Raw genomic sequence first — 25,611 nt, forward strand, 5'->3', positions numbered from 1 at the left:
ATTTACAGTTTTGTTCCACCTACAGTCATTTTATCAATTAGAATTGAAGGTTGTGCTACACCAACTGGCACACCTTGACCTGCTTTACCACAAGTTCCGATACCTGGATCCATCATCATATCGTTTCCAACCATTGATACCTCTTTTAAAATTGAAGGACCATCTCCTATTAAAGTAGCACCCTTAATTGGTGAACCAATTTTTCCATTATTTATTTCATAAGCTTCTGTACAATTAAAAACAAATTTTCCTGATGTTATATCTACTTGTCCTCCTCCAAAACTTACAGCGAATATTCCTTTGTCAACTGACTTAATCATTTCATCTTGAGTTTGGTTTCCACTCAACATCATGGTGTTTCTCATTCTTGGTAACACAATGTGTTTATAATTTTCCCTTCTCCCACTGCCTGTAGATCTGGTATTCATTAGCCTTGCATTTAATCTATCTTGCATAAAGTTTTTTAAAATTCCATTTTCAATCAAAACTGTTCTTTCTGTAGGAGTGCCCTCATCATCAATAGTCAAACTGCCTCTTCTTTTATCAATAGTTCCGTCGTCAACAATCGTTACTCCCTCGCTTGCAACTTTTTGACCCATTAAATCATGAAATGCAGATGTTTTTTTTCTGTTAAAATCACCCTCTAACCCATGGCCAATTGCTTCATGAATTAATATTGCGGGCCAACCTGGGCCTAGGACAACTTTCATTTCACCAGCTGGAGCTGGCTTACTATCTAAATTGACTGAAGCAATTCTTAATGCCTCTTCACAAACATTTTTCCAATTATCATTTTTTAAATAATCATCATAAGACTGTCTTCCACCTATTCCATAAACGCCTGTTTCTTTTCTTCCATTTTTTTCAAGCATTACAGAGACGTTAAATCTAATTAAAGGACGAACGTCTGTTAAAGCTTCACCACCAGAACGAATTATTTCAATAGATTTTTGCTCTCCACTAAAACTAGCCGTAACTTGCTTTACTGTTGAATCTTTTTTTCTTAAATAGTCATTAACGTTATTTAAAACTTCTAGTTTTGCATCTAACGTTTTTTGCTCAATTGGATTAATATCATCATAAAATTTATTATTAGTTTTTGGAATTTCATGATTATAAGTTCCTTTAATTGATTTCAGTGTAGATTTAAGATTTTCTGCAGAGTTTTTTAAAGCATCTTTCGATATTTCATTTGAATGAGAATAAGCAACTACCTCATTAGAAATCGCTCTAAATCCAAAACCAAGATCAGAACTATAATTTGAACTTTTTATTTTATTATCATCTAATAAAATTGACTCTGATTTTGAGTTTTCAAAATATATTTCCCCATCATCACAATCTTTTAAAGTTTCAGATACAATTTCGTCTACATCTTTTCTGGTTATGTCTGATTTATCAAAAAAATTACTCATAAATACTACATAGTCGTTTGTATGTAATTTTCAATGGATGATTTTACGCATGTACAATATTCAATCTCACATATAATTTGTTATTGATAATGAAAGTTTATTTTAATAATTCATGTAAAATTTGTCGATCTGAAATCAATCTATACAAAAAAGAGAAGATTGAAGAAATTGACTGGATAGATATTACTAATAATTCAAATGCTGAAAAAGAGACATCTAAAAAAGATAAAGAACTTTTAAGAAGATTACACGTTAAAGATGGAGATAGAGTTATTGAGGGAGCAGAAGCTTTTCTTTTTGTTTGGAAAAAAATTCCAAAATATAAATTTTTGTACAGCTTTTTTAAACTTCCAATAATTTTTCAAATTTTTAAATTTACTTATGAAATTGTTGCTTATTTTTTATATTTAAAAAATAAAAAACAGCTTAAGAACTAGCTCGTAAAAAATAATAAAATTTTACTTAACAAAGACATTGAAGCGATAAACATAATCATTACAACAGAATACATTAAAGTAATAATCTTATTTTTTTTTCTTCTTAGTCTAACAAAATCTTTATCATCTAAATCAGAAATGTCCCTTTCACCAACTACATGATAATCATAACTCCAGCGCCATGTAGAGTCTCCAAGTCTTGGATCTAAATTATTAAAATAAGTTATCCAAGCAAGAATGTATCTAAAAATTAGATACAAAATTACCATTGTAATTGTTCCAAAAAACATAATGAATATTACTTAATTAATTTATATAGTTTAATTGTTATTTTTAGACCTTTTTCTAGCAATAAGTTGGGTAAGAGAGTCTACCATCGTGTCAGAGGCTTTAAATATTTCATTGTTTTTGAACTCATGAGAAATATTTTTTTCAGAGTTTGTCTTGTCTTCAATAACTATTCCCTCATCTGGAGAATTATTTTTAATATAAATTAATAGTAACCACTCTTCATCAGAAGACTCATCCCATTTTACAAAAATTTCACCTGTCTCAAACCTTTTATCAATACATCTAAAAATAGACATATGTCTTGTTATATGTCTTTTATTTAACTGAAATACTAAACTACTTGCACTGCGATAAAAACTTTCAAGTGCAAATTCTATTTTTTGTCTTGCTATAGTATATTCTTTTTCTTTTTGTAGCAGTGTTTCTCTATCTTCATCTCCTTGTAATTTTACTCCAAGAGCCTCTACTCTTTCTTTTATTTTCTGGTCTCGAATTATTCGGTATTTTTCTTTTAATTTTTCTATTCTTTGTTGAAGACCAGCATAATCATCTCTTTTTTCTCTAAGTGATATTTTTTCAAGTTTTTCTAACTCTTTGACTTCTCTTATTCTAAATTTTTCAATTTGTTTTTCTAATCTTAATTGTTTTAAGAACTGTTTTTGTTTCTCAGCCTGTTCAATTCTTAATAATGCCTGCTCTTTTCTTAAGAATAATTTTATGTCTCGTGCTCTTTGCTTTTCTATCTTTATTTCTTCTTTTAGAGCCTGTTCTTTTAACTTAATTTTTAATTCTTCTTCTCTTTGTTTTTCATTTTCAATTTCAATTTTTTCTAGTCTTTCTTTTTCTTGTCTCTCTAATTTTAACCTTCTTGCTTCATCTTTTTTAACAGTTTTATATTGAGCAATTGTATTTGCAATTTTGTCGAAAAATGCCTGTATATATTTTTCAAAACTAAAGTTTATTCTGAAATTTATTTTAGGTTTTAAAGAATTTTGAAAATTAATTATTTTAAGAATAAAATTTTCTTTTTTAAGATCTCTTGACTTAAAAACTTTTTTTTTTGATTTTGAATTTGATTTTGATTTAATTTTTTTTACTTTTTTAATACTAGATTTAATTTTTTTACCAGTTTTCTTTTTAATTATTTTTTTTGATTTTTTTTTTGTTTTTTTCATCTTCAAGAGTATCTTTTCTATCAATAATTTATTGATAAATATAGTCTCTTGTAACTGGTGTCGATGTATAATTTTTTGTTAATTGAAATTGATATACAACCTGATCTCCCCATTTGAATGCCATTTCACATCCAGCTAAATAAAATTCCCACATTCTAAAAAATTTTTCATCAAACATTTCAATAATTTTTTCTCTATTTTTAATACAATTTTCTTTCCAATGTCTAAGGGTATGAGAATAATGAAGTCTTAATACTTCAATATCAGCAACGATTAAGCCTGCTTTTTCAATTGGGGTAGTTACCTCACTTAAACTTGGGGTATAACCACCAGGAAAAATATATTTTGTTATCCAGGGGTGTGGGTCTCTAGGAGGGTTTACTGAACCTATTGTATGTATTAAAGATATTCCATCATCATTCAATAATTTATCAATTTGCTTGAAAAATTTCTTATAAAACTTCCTCCCAACATGCTCAAACATTCCAACACTTACAATTCTATCAAATTTTTCATCAAGCTGTCTGTAATCTATCAATTTAAATGTAATTTGGTTTTCTAAATTAAGTTCTTTTACTTTTTTTTTACAGTAATTAAGTTGATTTTCAGACAATGTTATTCCCGTAACCTCACAATTAGCAGTTTGAGCTATATCAATAGCTAAAGAACCCCAGCCACATCCAATATCTAAAACTTTCTGATTAGATTTTATGTTTAATTTTTTTATAATATGCTGAATTTTATTATTTTGAGCGTTTTCAAGTGTATCATTTTCATTTTTAAAATATGCACATGAATATTGTCTTTTAGGATCTAAAAATAAATCATAAAGATCATCTGAAATGTCATAATGATGAGACACATTCATTTTAGATTTTTTGATAAAATTAAAGTTAGTTAAGTATCTATAAGATCCTCTCAGTCTATTTATTAAATAACTTAATAAATTTAGGTCATTTCTTCCAAAATTCATTAATGCTAAATCTAAAAAATCACTCAAACTTCCATTTTCGATTACTATATCTCCATCAGTATAAGCTTCACCAAAATATAAATCTGGCTGAAACAATAATTTATAATGAAGTTTTTTATCTAAAATTTTTAATTTAATTGGCTTATCACTTTTAGGTGTTCCGATTATGTAATTTTGGGAGTCTGCATTTTCAAGGATAAAACCATCTTTCTTAAATACACCGTTAAGAAATCTAGCTAATTGCATTTCAAGCTACCATTGCTGTTTTTGTAGAAAAATTTAATTTTTCTAAATTATTAATTAACTCCTTTTCTTCTTTAGAATTTAAGATTGATAATGGTGGTAAAATATTTTTATAAATATCATCATTTTTTGAATAATAAGCATGAAGTCCAGATATTAAATTATATTTTTCAAATATATTTCTAACGTCACAAAGCTTTTGATTGACTGTTTGTTCTTTTTTTTCTAAAAAATCATCATAAACTTTTCTTGCTAGAGCAGATGTAACATTGCAAGTTGCTGTAATTATTCCTGAGCAACCAAGTTCTAAACCTTTGAGTAATTTAGTCTCCGAACCAGGTAAAATAGAAAAATTATCTATTTCTAGATTTTCAAAAAGATTGTATGAACTATCTTTAACACCAACAATTTGTTCGGGAAATCGTTTTACTAGTTCTTGAACACACTCTACACTAAATTTATACCCACATAATTTTTCAAAATTATAAAGTACTATTTCACACTCAGGATGCGCTTCAATTATTTTTGTATAAAAGTTAATAACATTATCGTCATCATACTTATAAAATGCAGGTGGCATAATTAAAAAATTTTTGAAATTTAAAGATCTAGCTACACTCATTAGATTAATAGTTTCACTTAAAGAATTTAAACCAGTTCCAATTATATACTTATCTTTATATTTACTTGTTGATAATTGATTAAATAATTTGATCTTCTCTGTAATCGATATGAGTTGAGCCTGACCTGTACTACCAAATATAGCAGCACCATGACAACCTTGATCAATAATCATCTCTGCATGCTGAATTGTCTTAGTAACATCTAAAGTTAAATCATTATTAATAATAGACATTGATGCAGCATAGATGCCATTTATTTTACCCATAACAAAAATTTATATAAAAAAATAAATTTAGTAAAGGTTTAATCAATTAAGCTAAGTTATTTAAAACTATGTCTTTTGCCTCATTAACTATAGATGAAAGTCTCGAAGTCTCTGGAGAAATATCAGGATGTATTTTTTTTTGAATTTTAATATATGCTTTGTTCACATCCTCCTTGGTTACTTTTTGAGATGGATTTAGATTTAATATCTTGTAAGCTTCTGTGACAGACATTGTATTAGTGTTTGATACATTTTTATTATTAAATGAAAATCTCCCAGAGTTTCTTAAGGTTTGGATTAATCGAAACAATGAAATTATTTGAAAAAAAGAAAGACCTTTTAATTTTAATAAGGCCAAACTTGCAACTGTTAATGGCAATGTTAGTAAAAATTTACCTGCAACTGCAAATAAAACTGCAAAAACTATCAACCCAATAAATAATAATATTCTTATACTTTTTGATATTTTTTTTGAATTGATAGCAGCAAAAAACCTTAATAAAAAATATAAAGCAGCCAAAATTAACACTGTATAAATTATTATATTCATATATTTCCTAGTAATGAAAATACCACATCTTAAAAAAAAACCAGAATTAAAATCATATCATGATGTTACATGGGAAGATAACTATAGCTGGATACATCAAAAAAATATTTTGGAGGTGCTAAGAGACAAGAGTAAACTACTTCCTGAAGTAAAAGATTATCTTGAAGAAGAGAATAAATATACTGATTACCATTTAAAAAATACTAAACCTTTACAAAAAAAATTATTTGAAGAAATTAAGGGAAGAATAAAATTAGATGACGAGTCTCTTCCTTACAAAGATCACACTTATGAATATTGGACTAAAACTACTAAAACAGGAAATTATTCAATTAAACTTCGAAAGAAAATTAATTCAGATTTGGTTGAAGAGGTTTGGAACGGAGATAAAGAAAAAGAAAATCTTGGAGTAGAATATTTTGGTGTTGGTGATCTAGAAGTAAGTAATAATGATAAGTACTTAGGATATTCTTTAGACATTAAAGGTTCTGAATATTATACAATATATTTAAGAGAGATTAAGACTAATAAAATTATTACAAAAGAAATTCCTGAAACTTCTGGTGGGATTACTTTTAGTTTAGATGACAAATTCATTTTTTATTCAAAGCTTGATGAAAATCATCGTGCAAGAAAAATATATAGACATGAAATTGGTAATTTTACTGATCAAGATCAATTAATTTTTGAAGAAAAAAGTGAGGCATTTACTGTCAGTATTGGTTTAAGCTCAGATGAAAAATATTACTTTATTAATACATCTGATCACAACACCTCTGAGCAATATTATTTTAATTTAAATGAAAAAAATCCTGCGCCAAAATTAATAATGAAAAGAGAAAAAGGTATTCTTTACTCAATAAGCTCCTGGGATGGAAAATTTTATAATCATACTAATAAAGATGCAGAAGATTTTAAAATTGATGTTTCTGAAAGTCTTACAAATCAAGAATGGAAAACATTTATAGGGCCAAGAGATGAAGTTTTAATAGGTGGACTAACTTTTTTAAAAGATTGGATCATTCGATCAGAAACTTCTAACGCATTAGACAAACTATTTATTAAAAATGTTTCAACAGGTGTTGAGGAAGAATTAATATTTTCAGATGAAAAAATTTATGTACCTGGCATCTCCTTAATACAAAGAGATAGAAATACAAACGATGTGTATCTTGGATATTCATCTCCCAAAACTCCTTCGAGAGTTTATCTATACAATTTAGAAAAAAAATCTAAAAAACTTGTTAAAGAACAAGAAATACCTTCTGGTCATAACTCGGATGACTATATTGTTGAAAGAATAGAATACAAATCACATGATGGTAGATTGGTTCCTTTGACCATTACGAGACATAAAAAAACAAAAATTGATGGCTCTGCAAACTTATTACTTTATGGATATGGTTCATACGGGAGTTCTATGAGTCCAAATTTTTCTTCTACAAGATTAAGTTTAATTGACCGTGATGTCATTTGGGCAACCGCACATATTCGAGGTGGTATGGAAAAAGGAATGAAATGGTGGAAAGAGGGAAAACTTACAAATAAAAAAAATACTTTTGAAGATTATATCTACGCAGCCAAATACTTAATTAATCATAACTATTCGTCAAAGAGAAAGATAATAGGTATGGGTGGTTCTGCTGGTGGTTTATTAATGGGTGCTGTTGTTAATCAAGCTCCAGAATTATTTTTAGGAATAATCATGGCAGTCCCATTCGTTGATTCTCTAACAACAAATCTTGATCACTCTCTTCCTTTGACTGTTGGGGAATTTGATGAGTTTGGAAATGCAAAAGATAACAAAGAGCATTTTGATTATATATTTTCTTATGCCCCTTATAATAATATTAAAAAAATGGACTATCCTCATATGTTAATTACCACTAGTTTGAGTGATAATAGAGTTCTATTTGATGAGCCTGCAAAATTTACAGCAAAATTAAGAGAGTATAAAACTGACAATAATTTGCTTCTTTTAAAAACAGAAATGAATGCTGGACATGGTGGAAAATCAGGTAGAGATGGTGCTATTGAGGAAATTGCAATTGATTATGCTTTTGCCTTAAAAATATCTGAAAAAATTTAATTCTCTAAATCTTGAATCATAAAAATTAATTACTATATAAAGTTAGTAAGCCGCCTAATGGGGCTTACATTAATAAACTTGCTTAACAAAAAGGAGAATATTATGACAAGTAAGGATCTATCTATCTTTAACTCACTAAGGCCTTTTTCAATTGGTTTCGATGACATGTTCGATCAATTTGAAAATATGCTTGGTAATGGAAATTTGACTATGCAATCAAATTATCCTCCATACAATATCAGAAAAACTGGAAAGGATAACTATGCTATTGAAGTGGCATTAGCTGGTTTTAACAAAAATGATGTTGAGGTAGAGTTTGAAGATAATTTATTAACTGTAAGAACTAAACCAGTTAGCAAATCAGAAGAAAATAATGTTGATGGAGAAATTATTCATAAAGGTATCTCACAAAGACAATTTGCAAGATCATTTACAATTGCTGATGATGTAAAAGTTATTAGTGCTCAACTTAGAGATGGTCTTTTAACAATATCTTGTGAAAGAATAATTCCAGAACATAAAAAGAAAAAGCTTATTGAAATTAAATAAGTTTACCTTACTTGCGGGGATTATTTCCTCGCAAGTACTTCTTAAAAACAACCGTTTGATACAAATCCAACTACGATATTTTCGGAGTTAATTTCAAATCTTCTCTCGCAAGGAATTCCATATTTTTTAGTATTGTAAATAAACTCGAAATTCCCCTTTGCATTTTTGAAATCTTCATCAGGTTTTCCTAAATCCATCTGTAAAACACTCGCAGGTTTACTAATATATTTGCTTAATTTTTCATTTTCTTTTTCAACAATAGCATCGGTCTTTTCTTTGATAGTTTGACAACCCGCAATCATCAAAAATGTGATGGATGTTATTAAAAATAATTTTAATTTTTGCATAAATAGATAGTAACAACTCAATTATGGCATAAATATAAACTCCTTAGTTGAAATTTGTGAATAAACCTTAGTTTTAGAGGGTATTTATCAACAGAATCAAATATTTATCCCTTAATAGGAGGACAAAATGCTTGAAAATTATTTCAATTATAAAAAACACAAAACAGATTTTAAAACAGAAGTGATAGCTGGAACAACAACGTTCTTAACTATGGCTTACATAATGTTTTTAAATCCATTTATCTTATCGGGAGAATTTGCCGGACCCGAAAAAGGTTTCTTTGATTTCGGCGCAGTTTATACAGCTACAATATTAGCAACAGCACTTGCATGTTTTATAATGGCTTTTTATGGAAAAACTTGGCCAATTGGACTTGCACCAGGAATGGGAATTAATGCATTTGTCGCTTTTGGAGTTTGTGCGGGGATGGGCTACACACCTCAAGAAGCTTTAGGTGCAGTGTTGGTTGCTGGAATATTGTTTTTAATTATATCCCTCACACCAATTAGAGCTTGGTTAATAAACTCAATTCCAAGAAGTCTTAAGTTAGGAATAGGTGCAGGAATTGGATTATTCTTAGCAATTATTGGATTACAAATAATGGAAGTTGTTGTTGATGATCCTGTAACTCTTGTAAGACTAGGTGATCTTAGTAATCCATTAGTACTTTTGGGTTGTGCAACTTTTATTGCAATAATCGTAATGGAAAAGATGAACATAAAAGGAAATATTATTATAGGAATTTTAGTATTTAGTGTTATTGCCTGGGCTGCTGGACTTGCAAACTTTAATGGTATTGCTAGTTCTCCTCCACCAATGACATATCTTTTTGATTTTGATTTATCAGCTGCAATGACCGCAGGGATGTCTACAGTAATATTTACTTTATTGTTTATAGACTTCTTTGATACAGCTGGAACTTTAACTTCAGTTGCTAATGTTGCTGGTAAAGTTGATAAACAAGGAAAAGTTCAAGATATTAATAAAGCTATGTTAGCCGATAGTGTTGGTACAGTTGCTGGTGCTATGATGGGAACTACAACTGTTACAAGTTATGTTGAGTCTGGAGCTGGTGTAAAAGCTGGAGGAAAAACTGGAATGACGTCACTTGTAATTGGTTTATTGTTCTTAGCGTGTATATTCTTTGCTCCACTTGCAACTAGTTTACCAAAACAAATTGATGGTGCAGCTTTACTTTTCGTTTCTGTTCTTTTCGTAAGAAATATAACAGATATAGAATGGGATGATATTGCTGAGTCTGCTCCAGCAATTCTAGCAATGATTGCTATGCCTTTAACATACAGTATTAGTAATGGTATTGCTTTAGCATTTGTATCGTATGCTTTAATTAAATTATTTACTGGTAAGTTTTCAACTACTTCACCAGCAATATTTGTTATTGCTATACTTAGTGTTATTAGCTTTGCGGTTGCTTAATTTAAAATTTAATAGGGCTGGTTAATTCTGGCCCTATTAGTTAATTTTTTTTAATAATTTCTTCTATAGATAACTCTTCATAATGTTCAGTTGGTTGAACTATCCATGGATCTGTATCTAATCTTACTGGACAAAAGTTTGGTTCAAATGTTGAGGATTTCTTTTTCCAAAGACAAGCTGTTTTAACTTCTTTAATATAATCTTTGGTTGGACCATAATTTTTCAACCACTCTATACTTTTGTTTAAAGTTAAGCCTGTATCTGAAAGATCATCCACCAAAAGTACTTTATTATAATCTTTGTTTTCTGCTAAAGAACTAATTTCCCTTGCAAACATTAGTTGTCCTTGTTTGTCTTCCATACCTTTGCCTGAATAACTTTGGATAACAATATATGCTATCGGTAATTTTAAAATTCTTGAAAGGATATCTAAAATTGGAGCAGCACCTCTCATTATTCCCACTAAAACTGTAGGCTTATATTCTCTATGAATCTCAATTGCTAATTTCTCAACAATTTTGTTATACTCATCGAAAGTGATAATTAATTTATCTGCCATGAATTTTACTATCACAACTAAGAAATTTTAAAAGGGAGAAATCATGAAAAGTTATTGGATCAGTTTATACCTAAAAGTTGAAAATCAAGACAATTTAAAAAAATATGCAGAAGTTGTAACACCAATAATTAAAAGCTTTGGTGGAGTTCCTCTTGTAAGAGGTGGATATCACAAAACATTTGAGGGAGATGATTTTGTTAGAACAGTTGTTTGGGAATTTCCGAGCTATGAAAAAGCTATAGAATGCCATAATTCAAAGGAATATTTAGCTGGTTGGGATCTAGCAAAAGATACAACAGTTAGGCACATGCAGGTAATAGAAGGATTTAGTACTGAATAGGCTCTGGATCTATGCTTCGCCACAGATACCAAGTTGCAACTGAACAATAAGGTGAAAATCTTTTATTCAATAATTTTACATAACTGTCAGGTGGCAAATATTTTTTTTTATAATTCTTAGAAATAGCTCTTAACAAACCTATATCTTGAACTGGCCAAATATTAGATCGATTGTAAGTAAATAATAAAATCATTTCAGCAGACCATCTTCCTATTTGTCTTAATTGAGAAAGATATAAAATTGCATCTTCATCAGACATTGTAGATATTAGTTTTGGATTAAAAGTTTTATCTAGAGTTTGTTTTGCTAAACTTTGAATTCCTTTTACTTTTAGTTTGCTGAGTCCACATGATTTTAATTGAACAAAAGATAAGGTATTAACAGTTTTGGCATTAATTTTATTATTACATTTTTTTTTAAATCTTAAAAAAACTGAATTAGCAGCAGCAACACTAATTTGTTGACCAATAATACTTTTACACAATGAAAAGAAGATATCTTTTCTTGTAGTTAATACTGCCTCTGATGGAGATTTATATCTTTTTATTAAAGAAGACATTGTCTTATCTTTATTTGATAAATATTTTTTTGCTGTACTCCAATATGTAGGTGATTTACTCATGCCTAGCAACCGATACACTCTTCTTCAAAGTCATCTCTCTTTTAAAAATTATAAATGAAGAAGAAATTACTAGCAAAGCTCCTATTAAGGTCTTTGAAGTAGGTATTTCATCCCAAACTAAATAACCAAAAATTATTGCAAAAATTAATGCTAGGTACTTTAATGGAGAAACCAAGCTTACTTCTGAAAGTTTGTAAGATTGAGACAACCATAAATTTGCCAAACCACCTAAAATTCCTATCATTGAAAGCAATAGTAAATCTATCAAATTTGGTAAAATCCAATTTTGATAAAAAGTAAAAAAACTTAAAATCATTATAGAAAACGAAAAGAAAAAACTAATTAACCAGACTGGCTCCGTTGTAGATAATTTTCTAATTGAAATAGCTACATAAGATAAACCTAAACAAAAAATAATTGGATATATATAATAAAGATTTAAAGAGCTAAAACCTGGTTCTGAAATAACTATGATACCAACAAAACCTACTAAAACTGCTAACCATCTATAAAATCCAACTTTTTCATTCAATAAAAATATTGAAAAAATAGTTGTAAATATTGGGGCAGCAAATGAAATACTAACAACCGTTGCAAGAGGTAAATTTCTTAAAGCTATAAATATAGATATTAAAGCAATTAAACCAGCCAAACACCTTTTCAAGTGTAACAATGGTCGATTAGTTTTATAAAAATCAAAGTACCTGACTTTAGGTATAAGAAATAAAAGAGGTATTATCCCAAAAAAACCTCTAAAAAATAAAACTTCGCCAACAGGATATTCGTCAGACCACTTAACTATTACGTCCATTAATGAAAATGCACATACTGAAATGAACATGTAAAAAAAGCCTAATTGATTTTTAGACAACATATGATTAACTTTAAATTAATTAAGTTAATTATCAATGGAAATTGCAATTTTAGGTTTGGGATGTTTTTGGGGACCGGAAATTAAGTTTAGTAAACTTGATGGGGTTATTAAAACTGAAGTGGGTTATTGTGGAGGCAATAATAGTGAAACAACTTACAAAGAGGTATGCAATGGAACAACTAATCATGCCGAAGTTGTAAAATTAGACTTTGATCCTAAAATTATTTCTTATGAAAAAATACTAAAATATTTTTTTGAAATTCATGACCCAACAACTTTAAATTCTCAAGGTCCAGATTTTGGAACTCAATATAGAAGTGAAATATTTTATTTAAATGATCAACAAAAAAAAATTTCAGAAAAAATAATTAAAGAAGAAAATATTAAATTTTCAGGAAAAATTGTAACTAAAACCTCTCTAGTAAAAAATTATTGTCCCGCAGAGGAATATCATCAAAAATATTTACAGAAGAGATAGTATGTCATTAGTTGATACAAATTGGTTAGAAGAAAACATTGATAATGTAAAAATTATTGATTGCTCTTGGCATATGCCACAAGCAAATAGAAGTGGCTTTGAGGAATACACTAAAGAACATATACCAAATGCAATTTTTTTCGATTTAGACAAAAATTCGAAAATAAATATCGACTTACCTCACATGCTAACCGATACAAACTCTTGGGAAAAAATTATGTGTAATATGGGTATTGAAAATAAAGATGAAATTGTAGTTTATGATAACTCTGATGTAATAAGTTCGTGTAGATGCTGGTATAATTTAATTTATTTTGGTCATGATCCAAAACTTGTTCATGTTCTTGATGGAGGACTTAAAAAATGGAAAAAAGAAAATAAAACTACAAATAATAAAAAAGCTATCACTGAAGCTTCTATATATTCATGTAAGGAAAATATAGAACTTGTTAAAAATAAAAAACAGATAGATGAAAATATTGATAAAAACGATTTTAATGTTGTTGATGCAAGAAGCAGAGAAAGGTTTGAAGGTAAAGTTGCTGAACCTAGAAAAGGTTTAAGAAGTGGTTCAATAAAAAATTCTTTATGCTTACCTTTTGGAGAACTAATAAATAATGACCGTACATTTGTTAGCAAGGATAAGATATCAGAAAAATTTAAGTCATTAAATTTTGACCATAGTAAAAATATAGTGTTTTCGTGTGGATCAGGAGTGACTGCGAGCGTATTGGCTCTAGCTTATTCCCTAATAAATGATAATTATATGCCGACAATTTACGACGGCTCATGGTCTGAGTATGGAAAGAGTTAAATTATGAAAAGATCAACAAAAATTATATCAATAGTATTAATCTTCTTTTTTATCATTGCGGCAGTAATCATTGCTAGAACAATGATTGGTAATCATTTTAAGAAAAAATTTAGCAAAAGACCACCTCCAGGAATAATTGTTCAAGTGGTTGATCAAAAATTATTTCAAAACACTATCGAGACATTTGGTACTGCAGTTCCAGCACAAATTAAATCCTTTAATATTGAAAAATATGAGATTTTAGAGCCGATTAAATTTAATACAAAAGTTAAAACAGGAGATGTAATTGCAAAATTAAAGAATAGAAACATTACCACTCCTTTCGATGGAATTATTGGTAAACGAAATTTTTCTAATGATATAGATGTATCAAAGAGTTCAATTATACTAAATTTAGAAGATACTTCAGTTCTATTTGTTGATGTAGATATACCCGAAACATTTGCGCCATATGTAAAAAAAGGTCAAAACGTAAATATAAAATTTTCTGGAAATGCTCTTAAAAAATACTCTGGAACTGTAGATTCTACTGCAAGCAGAATTGACACAAATAAAAGATCTCTACCAGTTAGAATTAAACTTGATAACCCTGACAATGAACTTTTATCTGGATCGCTATTAGAAATCTCTATTAATTATAATGAGAGAAACTCGTTAAGCATTCTTGATACTAGTTTGCTAATGGAGGGTGATAATGTTTATGTATATAAAGTAGACAAAGAAAATACTGTAAAAAAAGTAGCAGTAGAAATTGGCTTAAGGAAAAAAGGAATTGTAGAAATCAAATCTGGTCTTGAAGATGGTGACACAGTAGTTGCTGAAGGTCTAAAAAAAACAAGACCTAATGGAAAAATAAAACCAATTAAATATGGTTCAAAACCAAAGTCATCAAGTTGGAAGAAAAAAGGTAAACCAGCTAAAACAGAGCAGAAAAAAAGTAAGTTTGATTGGTTAAAAAAATTAAACCCATTTAAAAAATCTGAGACAGAGAAAAAATAAATAAATGTACATCACCGAAGTAAGCATAAAACGACCTGTAGTAGCTTGGGTTCTATCTTTAATACTTATTGTATTTGGTTTATTTGTTTATTCTGAACTGCCAGTAAGAGAGCTACCTGATGGTTTGCAGCCACCTGTAGTACAGGTTAAAGTTGATTATAAATCTGCGTCAGCTCCAATTGTAGATCAAGAAATAACCCAAGTTATCGAAGATGTTATTGGAGGAGCAGAAGGAATTAAGAATATTGACTCTAAGTCTGAAAACGGAAGAAGTAGTATTAACATCGAGTTTGATACAGATATTGAGCTTGATGATGCCGCAAATGATATAAGAGAAAGAGTGGCTAGAGTAGTTGATAATCTTCCTTCTGAAGCTGATGCACCACAGATATTAAAACAAGCAGCTGGTTTTACCACAACAATGTGGCTTTCTGTTTCATCTTCAACATGGTCAGATTTAGAGCTTGGTGATTATGCAGATAGATATTTGGTAGATTCTTTCTCAAGTGTAAAAAATGTTGGAAGAATCCTACTTGGAGGACTTAGAGAACTTAGTGTTAGAGTTTGGATTGATCCTATTAAGTTAGCTGCAAATGATATGACTATTCAGGAAGTAGAAAATGCACTTAGAAATGAAAATATAAGTCTGCCTGCCGGAACTTTGGAAGCAGATAATATAGATTTAACAATTAATTTAGATAAATCATATAACAACATTGATGAATTAAAGTTTTTACCTATTAAAAGAACAAAAGATAAAATAGTAAGATTATCAGATGTTGCAAATGTTGAGCTTGGTCCAGTTTCTGAAAAAACATTATTTAAAGCTCAAAGCAAAAATAATTTAAACCAAAAAACAGTTGGTATTGGAATTTATGCAAAAAGTGGTGCCTCAACAGTTGAGCTATCAAAAGAAATCCAAAAAAAAATTGTTGAAGTTAGAAAAACTTTACCAGAAGGTCTCAAGTTAGAAGTTTCATTTAACAGAGCCACATATGTTAAGGCAGCAATTGATGAAGTTTATAAAACTCTAGCAATTGCATTTGTTTTGGTTGTAATAATAATTTATTTATTTTTAGGTAATATTAAAGCAGTAATAGTTCCTGCTGTTGCTCTACCGGTTAGCTTAATTGCATCATTTTTAGGTATTTATTTATTTGATTTATCAATAAATATTTTTGTGCTGCTAAGTTTTATACTCGCAATTGGAATTATAACTGATGACTCTGTTATTATGACAGATGCAATATATAGAAGAATAGAAAATGGAGAAAATCCATTAGTTGCTGCATATAAAGGGTCTAAACAAATTACCTTTGCAATTGTTGCAACAACTTTAATTTTACTTGCTGTTTTTATTCCATTGATTTTTATTAAAGGAATATCAGGAACTTTATTTAGAGAGACTGCTATAGCTTTATCTTTTTCAATTGTTGTATCATCATTTGTTGCTTTAACTTTGTCACCAATGCTTGCAAGCAAATTTTTAGATAAAAAAGCTAGTTCTGGATTCTTTGTAAAAAAGTTTAATATTTTTTTTCAAGGTTTTTCTAATTTTTATAAAGAAACGTTAAACTATTGGATTAATAAAAAGAAAACGATAATAACTTTTATTTTTTTAATTATAGCTGGATCTGTGGCCTTATTTATGTACACAACCAAAGAGCTTCTTCCAAAAGAAGATAGGGGTGTTTATTTAGTTATTGGTTTTACAGACGAGGGAAGTTCGTTTGATTATACCCAACAAAAAGCTCAAGATGTAGAAAAGAGATTACTTCCATTACTACAGGCTGAAGATAGTCCTTATAATAGATTCATCATGAGAGTTCCAGGTTTTGGAAGCTCTGCAAATTCATTTAATAGTTTTATTATAATTGCTTTACTAGATGATTGGAAAAAACGAGATAAAGATGCAATGACTATCATGAGACAAGCTATAGGCAAGATAGTAACTGTACCTCAAACTCTAGCTTTTCCAATTTCACCTCAAGGAATACGAGTTTCTAATTATAATAAACCAGTCCAAATGGTAATTTTAGGCAGTACCTACGAAGAATTAGAAGGTATTCAAAAAGAAGTTATAAGTAAACTTAGAAGAAATAGAGGGTTATCAAGAATTGAGTCAGATTTTAATAGGAATAAACCAGAAGTAAAATTAGTTATAAATAAAAATAAAGCTAAAGATTTAGGAATATCAACTAGATCTATTGGTCAAACATTAGAAACTTTATATGGTGGTAAAAGAGTTACTACATTTAATAAATTAGGAAAAGAATATCCAATTATTCTTCAGCAATATCTTGTTGATAGAAAAGATAAAGATAGTTTGAGCAAGCTATTTGTAAGATCTAGCATAACTGGTGAATTAATCTCACTATCAAACTTAGTTGATTTAAAAGAAGAAGGGTCTGCAAAAGTACTAGCAAGATATGATAGACAAAGAGCAGTAACAATATCTGCGAATGTAAATCCAAATTATTCGTTATTTGAGGCAATTGAATATCTAGAAAATATTATATCAGAAGTTGCACCCACAAACCAAATTACTTGGAAAGGTGAGTCTGAAGAGATCAAAGAAACTACTAATGAACTTTATATTATTTTTGCACTTGGTTTACTTACAGCATATTTAGTAATGGCCGCAACATTTAACTCTTTTATTCATCCATTTATAATTATGCTTACAGTACCATTAGCTGTTTTTGGTGGTTTAGTTTTTATTCTATTTTTAAATAGCTCAATAAATATTTTTTCTCAAATTGCTCTTGTAATTTTAATTGGTATATCGACTAAAAATAGTATTTTAATTGTAGATTATGCTAACCAAATAAGAACGACTGGTAAAGATTTGGTAAGCTCGGTAAAAGAAGCATCTAGTTTAAGATTTAGACCAATTATGATGACTTCTATAAGTACCATGATAGCAATGATGCCTTTAGTAATTGGAAATATTGGACCAGGGGCTGGAGAAGCATCAAGACTAGCTGTTGGAGCAACTATTCTTGGAGGAATGATAATTTCTACTTTCTTTACACTATACGTAACACCAACAATGTACTTGGCACTTGCAAGAAATAGTAAAAGAATAGACTCGGTTGATTTAGAGTTAAAAAAAGAATTATCTAAAAAATAATATATTTGTTTCTACTCAATGAATTACTACATTCTTTTAGTTGTTTTTTATAAACATTAGATTGTTTCTCAACCTTTTTTGCTAAATTAATTATTCTTTTATTTTTTTTGTAATGCTTATAATTTCCCCATCCCTCATGATAAGCAACATACTGTTTAAAAGCATCAGTTTTAGATATATCTAAAATAGAACTGGACTTACTTGTATACCACCCAATAAAATCAACACTATCCTTAAACCTAGTTCTGACTGCAAGTTTATTTCCTGTTTCTTTTTTATATTGCTCCCAAGTACCATTCACAGCTTGAGAATATCCAAATGAAGTTGAAGGTCTTTTATAGGGAATTACTTTAAAAAGTTTTTGTCTAGGGGGTTTTGCAAGCCAATCAAAATCTGATTCCATTTTTATAATAGCAAGCTGTAAATAAAGAGGGGTTCCCCATTTTTTTTCTGATTTACTTGCATGCTTAAACCATAGATATCTTTCATTAAATATTGAACAACTATTTGAAGTATTCTTTGGTATTGAAGAACAGGCAGAAATTAATAACAGTATTATAAATAAAATTTTAATTTTTATAATTTTCATATTTTCTATAAAAAAAATTAATCGTTAAAACAATTGATACCCCAAGTAAATTTCCAAATAAATCAGATAATTCAAAGCTTCTTACAGGAATAAATATATGTAATATTTCTAAAATTATTGAAAGAAGAATTAAATATAAATTTAAAAAATTTAATTTATTTGAATTTTTATAAGTAAATAAACCAATGATAGACAATAAGCCAAAAGCATAAAGGTGGTTTGTAGAGACTAAAAAATCTTTAGTTAGTTGAGATTGCAATTGACAATCGTTATACAGAAAGCAGCCTAACAAACTGCCAGGAAATAGATATAAAACTAGTAAAATAAAATTAGATAGATAAAAAATGAATTTATATTTTGAAAAAAAATTAATCATTAATTGTATGATTATATTTTATAAATTAAATTAAGAGATTAACAAATGAGTTATTTAATTTTAGTTAGACATGGTCAAAGTACATGGAACCTTGAAAAAAAATTCACAGGATGGGTTGATGTAGATTTAACTGAAAATGGTAAATTAGAAGCAAAAAAATCAGGTGGACTAATAAAATCAAAAAATATCAATATTGATATTTATTACTCGTCCTTTCAATTAAGAGCAAAAAATACTTTAAAATTAATAAAAGAAATATTACAGGATACAAAAATTTCAAAAGAGGCTTGGCAATTAAACGAAAGACATTATGGAGCGCTTACAGGTTTAAATAAAGATGAGATGAAATTAAAACTAGGTGAAGAAAAAGTTCATCAATTTAGACGTTCATGGGATTTGCGACCAGATCCATTAGATAAAAATAATCCTTATCATCCAACTAATATTGAAACCTATAAAGAAATACCAATAAACGAAATTCCTGATACAGAGTCTCTAAAAGATACTTATGAAAGAGTATTAGAGTTTTATAAAAAAGATATAGAAAATAAAATTTCAGAAAATAATATTTTAATTTCTGCACATGGAAATTCAATTAGAGCATTATGTAAATATTTATTTAAATTAGATGAAAATCAAATTTCAAAATTGGAAATACCAACTGGAAATCCATTGTTAATTACTTTAGATGACAATAAGAAAATTACTGATTGTAAATACTTGGATGATGAAAGAGCTAAAGATCTTGTAGTTTTTTAAAAGTTTTAAGATCTGTTAAATGATAAAAATCATTATTAGTCTCAAAACCATAAAGTTCTTTTTTTCCAATTAAATCATTCCACAAATTGTTTATTGAAAATTTTTCAGTTTTATAAATTGAAAGCAGTTTTTTATTTAATATTTGACAACCTGTATAAATAAATTTTCTATCATTATTTTTTATAATTAAATTATCTTTAAGATCAAAATCACCATTTAAATTCTTATCAAAACTTAAATCTTTGTTAACAAGCAAAAGTATGTTGTTAAGTTGTTTGGAAAAATACAATTTTTCCATTTCAATAATTTCTTCAGAGTAATTTTTTTTCCAAATTGTATCTGGATTGAATATTAAAACATCATCTTCTTTTGTATGGTTTAACATATTTTTTATACCACCACCTGTATCAAGAATATTTTTACCATCTTCAATAATTGATATTTTAGGTTTAAAATTTTTTTTATTTATAAAATTACGAATTTGATCTTTAAGATAAAAAGTATTGATAAAAATCTCTTTTATATCCAAACTTTCAATTAAATTAATGCAAGTTTCAAGCACTGAAACATTGTTTAGTTCAATCAATGGTTTTGGGGTATCTAGAGTTAATGGATTTAATCTTTTTCCAAACCCTGCACACAAAATTAGAGCAGTATTAATTTTCATCTAAATTAGTTATTAATTTAGGAAAACTAGATGCTAATAACAACTTCAAATTATAAAATTCTTTGTTTTTGTTCATTCTATTATCTATCATCTTCCATGCATATGGAATGAGCTTTAAGTATTTTTTTTTCTTATCTCTTTCAGCTAACCTTGTGAATATACCAATAATCTTTAGGTTTCTAAGAACTGATAAAATATCAAAATCATTTTTAAATTTTTTTGCATGAATGTTTTTATTAGTTTTTAAGTAATAATTATAAACTTTATCTTTTAAAGAATTGGATGTTTTATATCTTACATCATCTATCAAAGAAGCTAAATCATAAGCTCTGTTACCAATAAGAGCGTCTTGATTATCAATTAAGCCTATCTGATTTTTTGAATTAATAATTAGGTTTGAAACATGGAAATCTCTATGAACAAAAGTATTGTTTTTAAATTTTAATTTTGACAACAAAAGCTTAATCTCTTTATTAAATTTATCTTTGAATAGATAAATTTTTTTTTTATTCAATTTTTTTGGGACATACCAATCATTAAATAATTTTGTCTCTTCTAATAAAACTTTATTGTTATAATTCTTAATATTATAAAGTTTATTATTAAAATTTTTTACTTTTTTATCTTTTATTTTTTGAATTTTATTCAAAACATTAATTACTTTTTTTAATATCAAATAATGATTTTTTTTATTTTTTATAAATTTTTGATAAATTGTTTTGTTTCCTAAATCTTGTATCTCAATATAGTTATTTCTATAATTTTGACTTAATAATTTAGGAGCAATTATATTATTTTTAATTAAGATTTTATTAATTGAGTCATAAATTAATAAATTTTTAATTTTTTCTATATTAGCAAATACGATAATTGAATTCTTTTTGGTATTTCTATAAAATTTTCTAATAGATGCATCACCTTTGATTTTCTTAAAATCTTTTGAAAATTTCATATTAGAAGATTAATCTAAACCAACAATTTTAACAGATCTATTATTTAATTCATTTTCGTAGTTAAATATTAAATCTATAGTCTTATTTAATTTTTCTTTATTAATTAATTGAGGCCACTCTATCAGAGTTATTGTGTTTTTTTTATTTTCAAATATGTCCAAATTTTTTAGTTCAGATTTGTCTTTTAATCTAAACAGATCATAATGTTTAATACTAAGAGCATCTACATCATACTCATTGAGTAAATTAAATGTTGGACTTGTTACTTCACTAGTCTGTAAATTTTTTTTTATTTGAAATTGATTTATCAAATATTTTACAAAGGTAGTTTTGCCCACACCCATTTCTCCATATAAAAAAATTATCTCCCCGCCTTTTAGATAATTTGACAGCCCTTTAGCTAATTCTTTGGTCGTCTCTTCTGAAGATATATCTATTATGCTATTTTTAATAGCGATAGGCATCTGGTTTGAATGGACCTTCAGTCCCAACACTTATGTAATCTGCTTGTTCTTTAGATAATTTAGTAAGTTTAGCACCTACTTTTTTTAAATGAAGAGTTGCCACTTTTTCATCCAAGTGTTTAGGAAGTACGTAAACTTTATTTTCATAATTTTTATGATTATTCCAAAGTTCAATCTGGGCAATTACTTGGTTTGTAAATGAAGCGCTCATAACAAAACTTGGATGTCCAGTTGCACAACCTAAATTAACTAGTCTACCCTCTGCCAATAGAATAATTCTTTTTTTACTTGGCAATTCAATTTCGTGAACTTGTGGTTTAACTTCACTCCATTTGTAATTTTTTAAAGCTTCAACTTGAATTTCATTATCAAAGTGACCAATATTACATAGAATTGCTCTATCTTTCATGTCTCTCATATGATCAGCAGTAACAATATCTTTATTTCCTGTAGCTGTTACAACGATATCTGCTCTACTAATTGCTTCTTCCATTAAAACAACTTCGTATCCCTCCATTGCAGCCTGCAACGCACAGATTGGATCCGCTTCGGTTACTAAAACTCTCGCTCCACTTTGTCTTAATGATGCAGCACTTCCTTTACCAACATCTCCAAAACCAGCTACGATTGCAATTTTTCCTGACATCATTACATCTGTCGCTCTTCTAATTCCATCTACAAGACTTTCTCTACAACCATACAAATTATCAAATTTTGATTTAGTCACTGAGTCATTAACATTAATTGCTGGTACTAAAAGAGAATTATCTTTTTCCATTTTGTTTAAAGCTTTTATTCCAGTAGTAGTTTCTTCAGAAACTCCTTTTATATCTTTCATTAAATCTTTATATTCATTATGCATAATTGCAGTTAAATCACCGCCATCATCTAAAAGCATGTTTGGTTTCCAGTCAGGTTTGCCAACTATAGTTTGCTTAATGCACCAAAGATATTCCTCCTCGGTCTCGCCTTTCCATGCGTAAACAGGTATTCCAGCTTTTGCAATTGCTGCTGCTGCATGATCTTGAGTTGAAAAAATATTACATGAAGACCATCTCACCTCTGCTCCTAGAGCAACTAATGTTTCTATCAAAACAGCTGTTTGGATAGTCATATGCAAACAACCGATAATTCTTGCATCTTTTAAAGGTTTAGTTTCTGAATATTCTTCTCTTAATGCCATTAATCCTGGCATTTCACTTTCTGCTATAGATATCTCTTTTTTACCAAACTCAGCTGATGATATATCTTTAACTTTGTAATCTTCCATGGAAAAGTTTTATACAGTTAACCAACAACAAATCAAGTTAAGATTAAACGCTTGGAAACCTTATTTCTACAATTGCTCCTTCTCTATCCAATCGGTTTGATGCTATAATTTCACCATCATGAAGATCAACTAAATTTTTAACAATATTTAGTCCAAGGCCTGAATGTTCTCCAAATTTATCTGGTCTATTGCTATAAAATCTTTTGAAAATTTTTGATGTATCTTTTTCTTTAAATCCTTGCCCATCATCAATAATCTTTACCAAAATTTCTTTAGCTACAGTATTTGATATATTTACGTAAATATTTTCACCATCTTTACAAAATGAAATTGAATTATCTAGTAAGTTAGCAATTATTTGCTCAATCCTGTTTTCAATGCCATTTATATTATAGTTTTTGTTACCATTATTTTCATAGTTGATTTTGATATTTTTTTTAAGCTTTTGAATACTATTATAATCCTCTACAACAGATTGAATAATTGGCTCTATATTAATTTTTTTCATCTTTTCTTTACTAAGAGCCACTTCATCTTTTAGCATCTGCGAATAATCAGTAATAAGTCTTTCAATTCTTAAGACATCGTGACTAAGAATATTTAATAATTTCAATCTTTGTTCAGAGCTATTAGTATCTTGTAATATCTCTGAGGCACTTTTAAGGGATGCCAATGGATTTCTTATTTCATGGACTAGATCTGTAGAAAAATTCTCTGCGTGAGCAACTCTTTTTTGAAGCTCAATTGTCATATCATCCAGTGACTTTGATAAAAGTCCTAATTCATCATTACGACTTTTTAAATTTTCAATATTTGTTTTAGTCTGGCTTTTTTCTTTAATTACTTTTGTGTAGCTTACAAGATTTTGAATTGGTCTAATAAAATATCTGCTCAATACAAAAGAGAAAATTAAAATTACAAAACCTACAGCAATCGCTGTCCTAAGAACAAAAGCTTTTCTCTCATCGGTAGCTATTTTGATATCATTGGCATTTTCTGTAATAGCTATGTATCCAATATTTAAATCATCTTTAGTTACATTTTTAATTGTAATTAATTTAAATTGATTAAGATTTTCTTGTATGAATGTATAGGAGTTTCCATAATCATCAGAATTTAGATAATCTTTTAAAACTTTTTCAAAAGAAAAATCTTTTTTTTCAGATAAATCTATATTTTCATTTTTATCATTCTTCTCATTTTCATTATTATTTAAATTTTCAAATTCAATTTCATCTAATCTCGTAGAGAAAGATCTCGGATCCAGGTCTAATGTGTCTGTGTCTCCCAAAAGACTAAAATCATTATCAAAAAATATTACCCTATCTAGGTTTTGAAATATAAATCGTGTTGAAAATAAAAACTTTCTTATATCTTCAACATCAAATTTTACATCTAGTCTTACAAGGGTATTAATAGTGTTATCTATTACATTTACGTGTTTTACTGATTTTTTTTTAATTAGATTAGGTTGAACGCTGTTTAGATAAATAAATGTAAATAAACTAATAATTGTAAAAATTATAAAATTTATAAATAAAAATTTTTTTAATATAGATAGACTTTTTAAATATTTACTAAACATTAGCTAACATTCCATCTATATCCACTACCATATCTAGTTTCAATAGCTGAAAAATTAGGGTCTACTTTTTTAAATTTTTTACGAATTCTTTTAACGTGACTATCAATAGTTCTGTCCTCAATGTCAGTGTCTTCTCTATAAGCAATGTCCATTAACTGAGCCCGTTCCTTAATAATTCCAGGTCTTTTTGCTAACTCTTTAACAATTAAAAATTCTGTTGTGGTCAGTTTATCTGGGAGTTGTTTATTATTCCACTCACATTCAAGTTGAGATGGATCCAATTTTAATCTTCCATGTGATATTAAACTTTTGTTTTCCTCTAAAATATTATTTGAGTCTTTCTTTCTTAATTGAACTCTAATTCTCTCAATCAAAACTTTAATTGAAAAACCTCCAGATTTTTTTACAAAATCGTCTGCTCCTAATTTCAATCCTAATAATTCGTCAATCTCATCATCTTTAGATGTCAAAAAAATTACTGGTAATGATGTTTTTTTTCTAAGTTTTTTTAGTAACTCCTCCCCATCCATTTTAGGCATCTTTATATCGACTACTGCTAAATCAGGAGGTGTTCTTGTTAAACCAATTAATGCACTTTCACCGTCAATATAAGTTTGAACTTTAAAACCTTCTTTCTCTAAGGCGATACTCAAGCTAGTTAGGATGTTTCTATCATCGTCTATTAAGGCTATAGTTTGTTTGTGCATCCCTTATATAAAAATACTAAATTGTT

General features: G+C 28.2%; 27 protein-coding genes. 10 read left to right on the plus strand and 17 right to left on the minus strand.

Translation table 11 applies throughout. From position 1 onward, the window contains the following. Positions 1–2: 2 nt before the first annotated feature. Positions 3–1,415, minus strand: a complete 1,413-nt coding sequence (locus ACIJYC_RS06300; protein ID WP_435165741.1) for a TldD/PmbA family protein — start codon at positions 1,413–1,415, stop codon at positions 3–5. An 89-nt stretch (positions 1,416–1,504) separates the two neighbouring features. On the opposite strand from ACIJYC_RS06300, the gene ACIJYC_RS06305 reads away from it, so the two are divergent. Further along, entirely contained in the window at positions 1,505–1,852 is a 348-nt protein-coding gene (locus tag ACIJYC_RS06305) for a DCC1-like thiol-disulfide oxidoreductase family protein (RefSeq protein WP_435165744.1), read from the plus strand. On the opposite strand, the gene ACIJYC_RS06310 is transcribed toward ACIJYC_RS06305, so the two are convergent. The 5 genes from ACIJYC_RS06310 to ACIJYC_RS06330 are packed head-to-tail and all read right to left on the minus strand — an operon-like array spanning position 1,849 to position 5,973. After that, positions 1,849–2,142 (minus strand): hypothetical protein, encoded by a 294-nt coding sequence (locus tag ACIJYC_RS06310; protein WP_435165747.1) that lies wholly within the window; start codon positions 2,140–2,142, stop codon positions 1,849–1,851. The genes ACIJYC_RS06305 and ACIJYC_RS06310 overlap by 4 nt on opposite strands. A 30-nt stretch (positions 2,143–2,172) precedes the next feature. Next, positions 2,173–3,318, minus strand: a complete 1,146-nt coding sequence (locus ACIJYC_RS06315; protein WP_435165749.1) for a hypothetical protein — start codon at positions 3,316–3,318, stop codon at positions 2,173–2,175. A 28-nt stretch (positions 3,319–3,346) separates the two neighbouring features. After that, positions 3,347–4,537 carry a class I SAM-dependent methyltransferase gene (locus ACIJYC_RS06320; protein ID WP_435165752.1) on the minus strand — a complete coding sequence of 397 codons (1,191 nt, stop codon included), beginning with the start codon at positions 4,535–4,537 and terminating at the stop codon, positions 3,347–3,349. A 1-nt stretch (position 4,538) separates the two neighbouring features. Then, positions 4,539–5,423 carry a dihydrodipicolinate synthase family protein gene (locus ACIJYC_RS06325; RefSeq protein WP_435165755.1) on the minus strand — a complete coding sequence of 295 codons (885 nt, stop codon included), beginning with the start codon at positions 5,421–5,423 and terminating at the stop codon, positions 4,539–4,541. Between the two features lie 46 nt (positions 5,424–5,469). Then, positions 5,470–5,973, minus strand: coding sequence for a J domain-containing protein (locus ACIJYC_RS06330; protein ID WP_435165758.1), 504 nt, complete (start codon positions 5,971–5,973; stop codon positions 5,470–5,472). A 13-nt stretch (positions 5,974–5,986) separates the two neighbouring features. Here ACIJYC_RS06330 and ACIJYC_RS06335 point away from each other — a divergent pair, with 13 nt between their 5' ends. Beyond that, positions 5,987–8,062: a S9 family peptidase gene (locus ACIJYC_RS06335; protein ID WP_435165761.1), complete on the plus strand. Its 2,076-nt coding sequence runs from the start codon at positions 5,987–5,989 to the stop codon at positions 8,060–8,062. Between the two features lie 102 nt (positions 8,063–8,164). After that, positions 8,165–8,611, plus strand: a complete 447-nt coding sequence (locus tag ACIJYC_RS06340) for an Hsp20 family protein (RefSeq protein ID WP_435165763.1) — start codon at positions 8,165–8,167, stop codon at positions 8,609–8,611. A 41-nt stretch (positions 8,612–8,652) separates the two neighbouring features. Here the strand turns inward: ACIJYC_RS06340 and ACIJYC_RS06345 are convergent, their stop codons facing one another. Then, a complete protein-coding gene (locus tag ACIJYC_RS06345; protein WP_435165766.1) occupies positions 8,653–8,958 on the minus strand; it encodes a hypothetical protein in 306 nt (101 codons plus the stop codon). A gap of 127 nt (positions 8,959–9,085) precedes the next feature. Between ACIJYC_RS06345 and ACIJYC_RS06350 the strand changes: the two genes are divergently transcribed. After that, a complete protein-coding gene (locus tag ACIJYC_RS06350) occupies positions 9,086–10,396 on the plus strand; it encodes an NCS2 family permease (RefSeq protein ID WP_435116198.1) in 1,311 nt (436 codons plus the stop codon). Positions 10,397–10,436: 40 nt separating this feature from the next. Here the strand turns inward: ACIJYC_RS06350 and ACIJYC_RS06355 are convergent, their stop codons facing one another. Then, on the minus strand, positions 10,437–10,955 hold the full coding sequence (locus tag ACIJYC_RS06355) for a phosphoribosyltransferase (protein ID WP_435165769.1): 519 nt from the start codon (positions 10,953–10,955) through the stop codon (positions 10,437–10,439). A gap of 43 nt (positions 10,956–10,998) precedes the next feature. Here ACIJYC_RS06355 and ACIJYC_RS06360 point away from each other — a divergent pair, with 43 nt between their 5' ends. Further along, positions 10,999–11,295 carry a DUF1330 domain-containing protein gene (locus tag ACIJYC_RS06360; protein ID WP_435165772.1) on the plus strand — a complete coding sequence of 99 codons (297 nt, stop codon included), beginning with the start codon at positions 10,999–11,001 and terminating at the stop codon, positions 11,293–11,295. Here the strand turns inward: ACIJYC_RS06360 and ACIJYC_RS06365 are convergent. Together ACIJYC_RS06365 and ACIJYC_RS06370 are read right to left on the minus strand one after the other, a co-directional pair. After that, complete coding sequence (locus ACIJYC_RS06365; protein WP_435116204.1) at positions 11,282–11,917, minus strand: DNA-3-methyladenine glycosylase family protein; 636 nt, start codon at positions 11,915–11,917, stop codon at positions 11,282–11,284. The two genes, ACIJYC_RS06360 and ACIJYC_RS06365, sit on opposite strands and share 14 nt — an antisense overlap. Beyond that, the gene (locus ACIJYC_RS06370; RefSeq protein WP_435165775.1) at positions 11,910–12,791 is read right to left on the minus strand and encodes a DMT family transporter; all 882 of its coding nucleotides are present in this window, start codon (positions 12,789–12,791) and stop codon (positions 11,910–11,912) included. The genes ACIJYC_RS06365 and ACIJYC_RS06370 overlap by 8 nt, the downstream gene beginning before the upstream one ends. A gap of 34 nt (positions 12,792–12,825) precedes the next feature. On the opposite strand from ACIJYC_RS06370, the gene msrA reads away from it, so the two are divergent. From msrA to ACIJYC_RS06390, 4 genes are read left to right on the plus strand one after another with little or no spacing between them, the layout of a single operon-like run. Next, positions 12,826–13,269, plus strand: coding sequence for a peptide-methionine (S)-S-oxide reductase MsrA (msrA, locus tag ACIJYC_RS06375; RefSeq protein ID WP_435165778.1), 444 nt, complete (start codon positions 12,826–12,828; stop codon positions 13,267–13,269). A 1-nt stretch (position 13,270) separates the two neighbouring features. After that, entirely contained in the window at positions 13,271–14,083 is an 813-nt protein-coding gene (locus tag ACIJYC_RS06380) for a sulfurtransferase (protein WP_435165781.1), read from the plus strand. Between the two features lie 3 nt (positions 14,084–14,086). Next, on the plus strand, positions 14,087–15,082 hold the full coding sequence (locus ACIJYC_RS06385; RefSeq protein WP_435165784.1) for an efflux RND transporter periplasmic adaptor subunit: 996 nt from the start codon (positions 14,087–14,089) through the stop codon (positions 15,080–15,082). 4 nt (positions 15,083–15,086) lie between these two features. Continuing rightward, entirely contained in the window at positions 15,087–18,215 is a 3,129-nt protein-coding gene (locus tag ACIJYC_RS06390) for an efflux RND transporter permease subunit (protein ID WP_435165787.1), read from the plus strand. Here ACIJYC_RS06390 and ACIJYC_RS06395 read toward each other — a convergent pair. Then, positions 18,205–18,804 (minus strand): lytic transglycosylase, encoded by a 600-nt coding sequence (locus ACIJYC_RS06395; RefSeq protein ID WP_435165790.1) that lies wholly within the window; start codon positions 18,802–18,804, stop codon positions 18,205–18,207. The genes ACIJYC_RS06390 and ACIJYC_RS06395 overlap by 11 nt on opposite strands. Before the next feature lie 421 nt (positions 18,805–19,225). On the opposite strand from ACIJYC_RS06395, the gene ACIJYC_RS06400 reads away from it, so the two are divergent. Then, complete coding sequence (locus tag ACIJYC_RS06400) at positions 19,226–19,939, plus strand: 2,3-bisphosphoglycerate-dependent phosphoglycerate mutase (RefSeq protein ID WP_435148683.1); 714 nt, start codon at positions 19,226–19,228, stop codon at positions 19,937–19,939. Here the strand turns inward: ACIJYC_RS06400 and ACIJYC_RS06405 are convergent. From ACIJYC_RS06405 to ACIJYC_RS06430, 6 genes are read right to left on the minus strand one after another with little or no spacing between them, the layout of a single operon-like run. After that, positions 19,917–20,606, minus strand: coding sequence for a nucleotidyltransferase family protein (locus ACIJYC_RS06405; RefSeq protein WP_435165793.1), 690 nt, complete (start codon positions 20,604–20,606; stop codon positions 19,917–19,919). The genes ACIJYC_RS06400 and ACIJYC_RS06405 overlap by 23 nt on opposite strands. Then, complete coding sequence (locus ACIJYC_RS06410; protein WP_435165796.1) at positions 20,596–21,558, minus strand: phosphotransferase; 963 nt, start codon at positions 21,556–21,558, stop codon at positions 20,596–20,598. Before ACIJYC_RS06410 ends, ACIJYC_RS06405 begins: the two co-directional genes overlap by 11 nt. Positions 21,559–21,567: 9 nt before the next feature. After that, positions 21,568–22,023: a tRNA (adenosine(37)-N6)-threonylcarbamoyltransferase complex ATPase subunit type 1 TsaE gene (gene tsaE, locus ACIJYC_RS06415; RefSeq protein ID WP_435165799.1), complete on the minus strand. Its 456-nt coding sequence runs from the start codon at positions 22,021–22,023 to the stop codon at positions 21,568–21,570. Beyond that, complete coding sequence (ahcY, locus tag ACIJYC_RS06420) at positions 22,007–23,293, minus strand: adenosylhomocysteinase (RefSeq protein ID WP_435165802.1); 1,287 nt, start codon at positions 23,291–23,293, stop codon at positions 22,007–22,009. Before ahcY ends, tsaE begins: the two co-directional genes overlap by 17 nt. Before the next feature lie 43 nt (positions 23,294–23,336). Further along, on the minus strand, positions 23,337–24,878 hold the full coding sequence (locus tag ACIJYC_RS06425; RefSeq protein ID WP_435165805.1) for an ATP-binding protein: 1,542 nt from the start codon (positions 24,876–24,878) through the stop codon (positions 23,337–23,339). Further along, a complete protein-coding gene (locus ACIJYC_RS06430) occupies positions 24,878–25,585 on the minus strand; it encodes a response regulator transcription factor (RefSeq protein ID WP_435165808.1) in 708 nt (235 codons plus the stop codon). The genes ACIJYC_RS06425 and ACIJYC_RS06430 overlap by 1 nt, the downstream gene beginning before the upstream one ends. Between the last annotated feature and the right edge of the window lie 26 nt (positions 25,586–25,611).

This window comes from Candidatus Pelagibacter bacterium nBUS_28, assembly GCF_051200915.1.
GTDB lineage: Bacteria > Pseudomonadota > Alphaproteobacteria > Pelagibacterales > Pelagibacteraceae > Pelagibacter.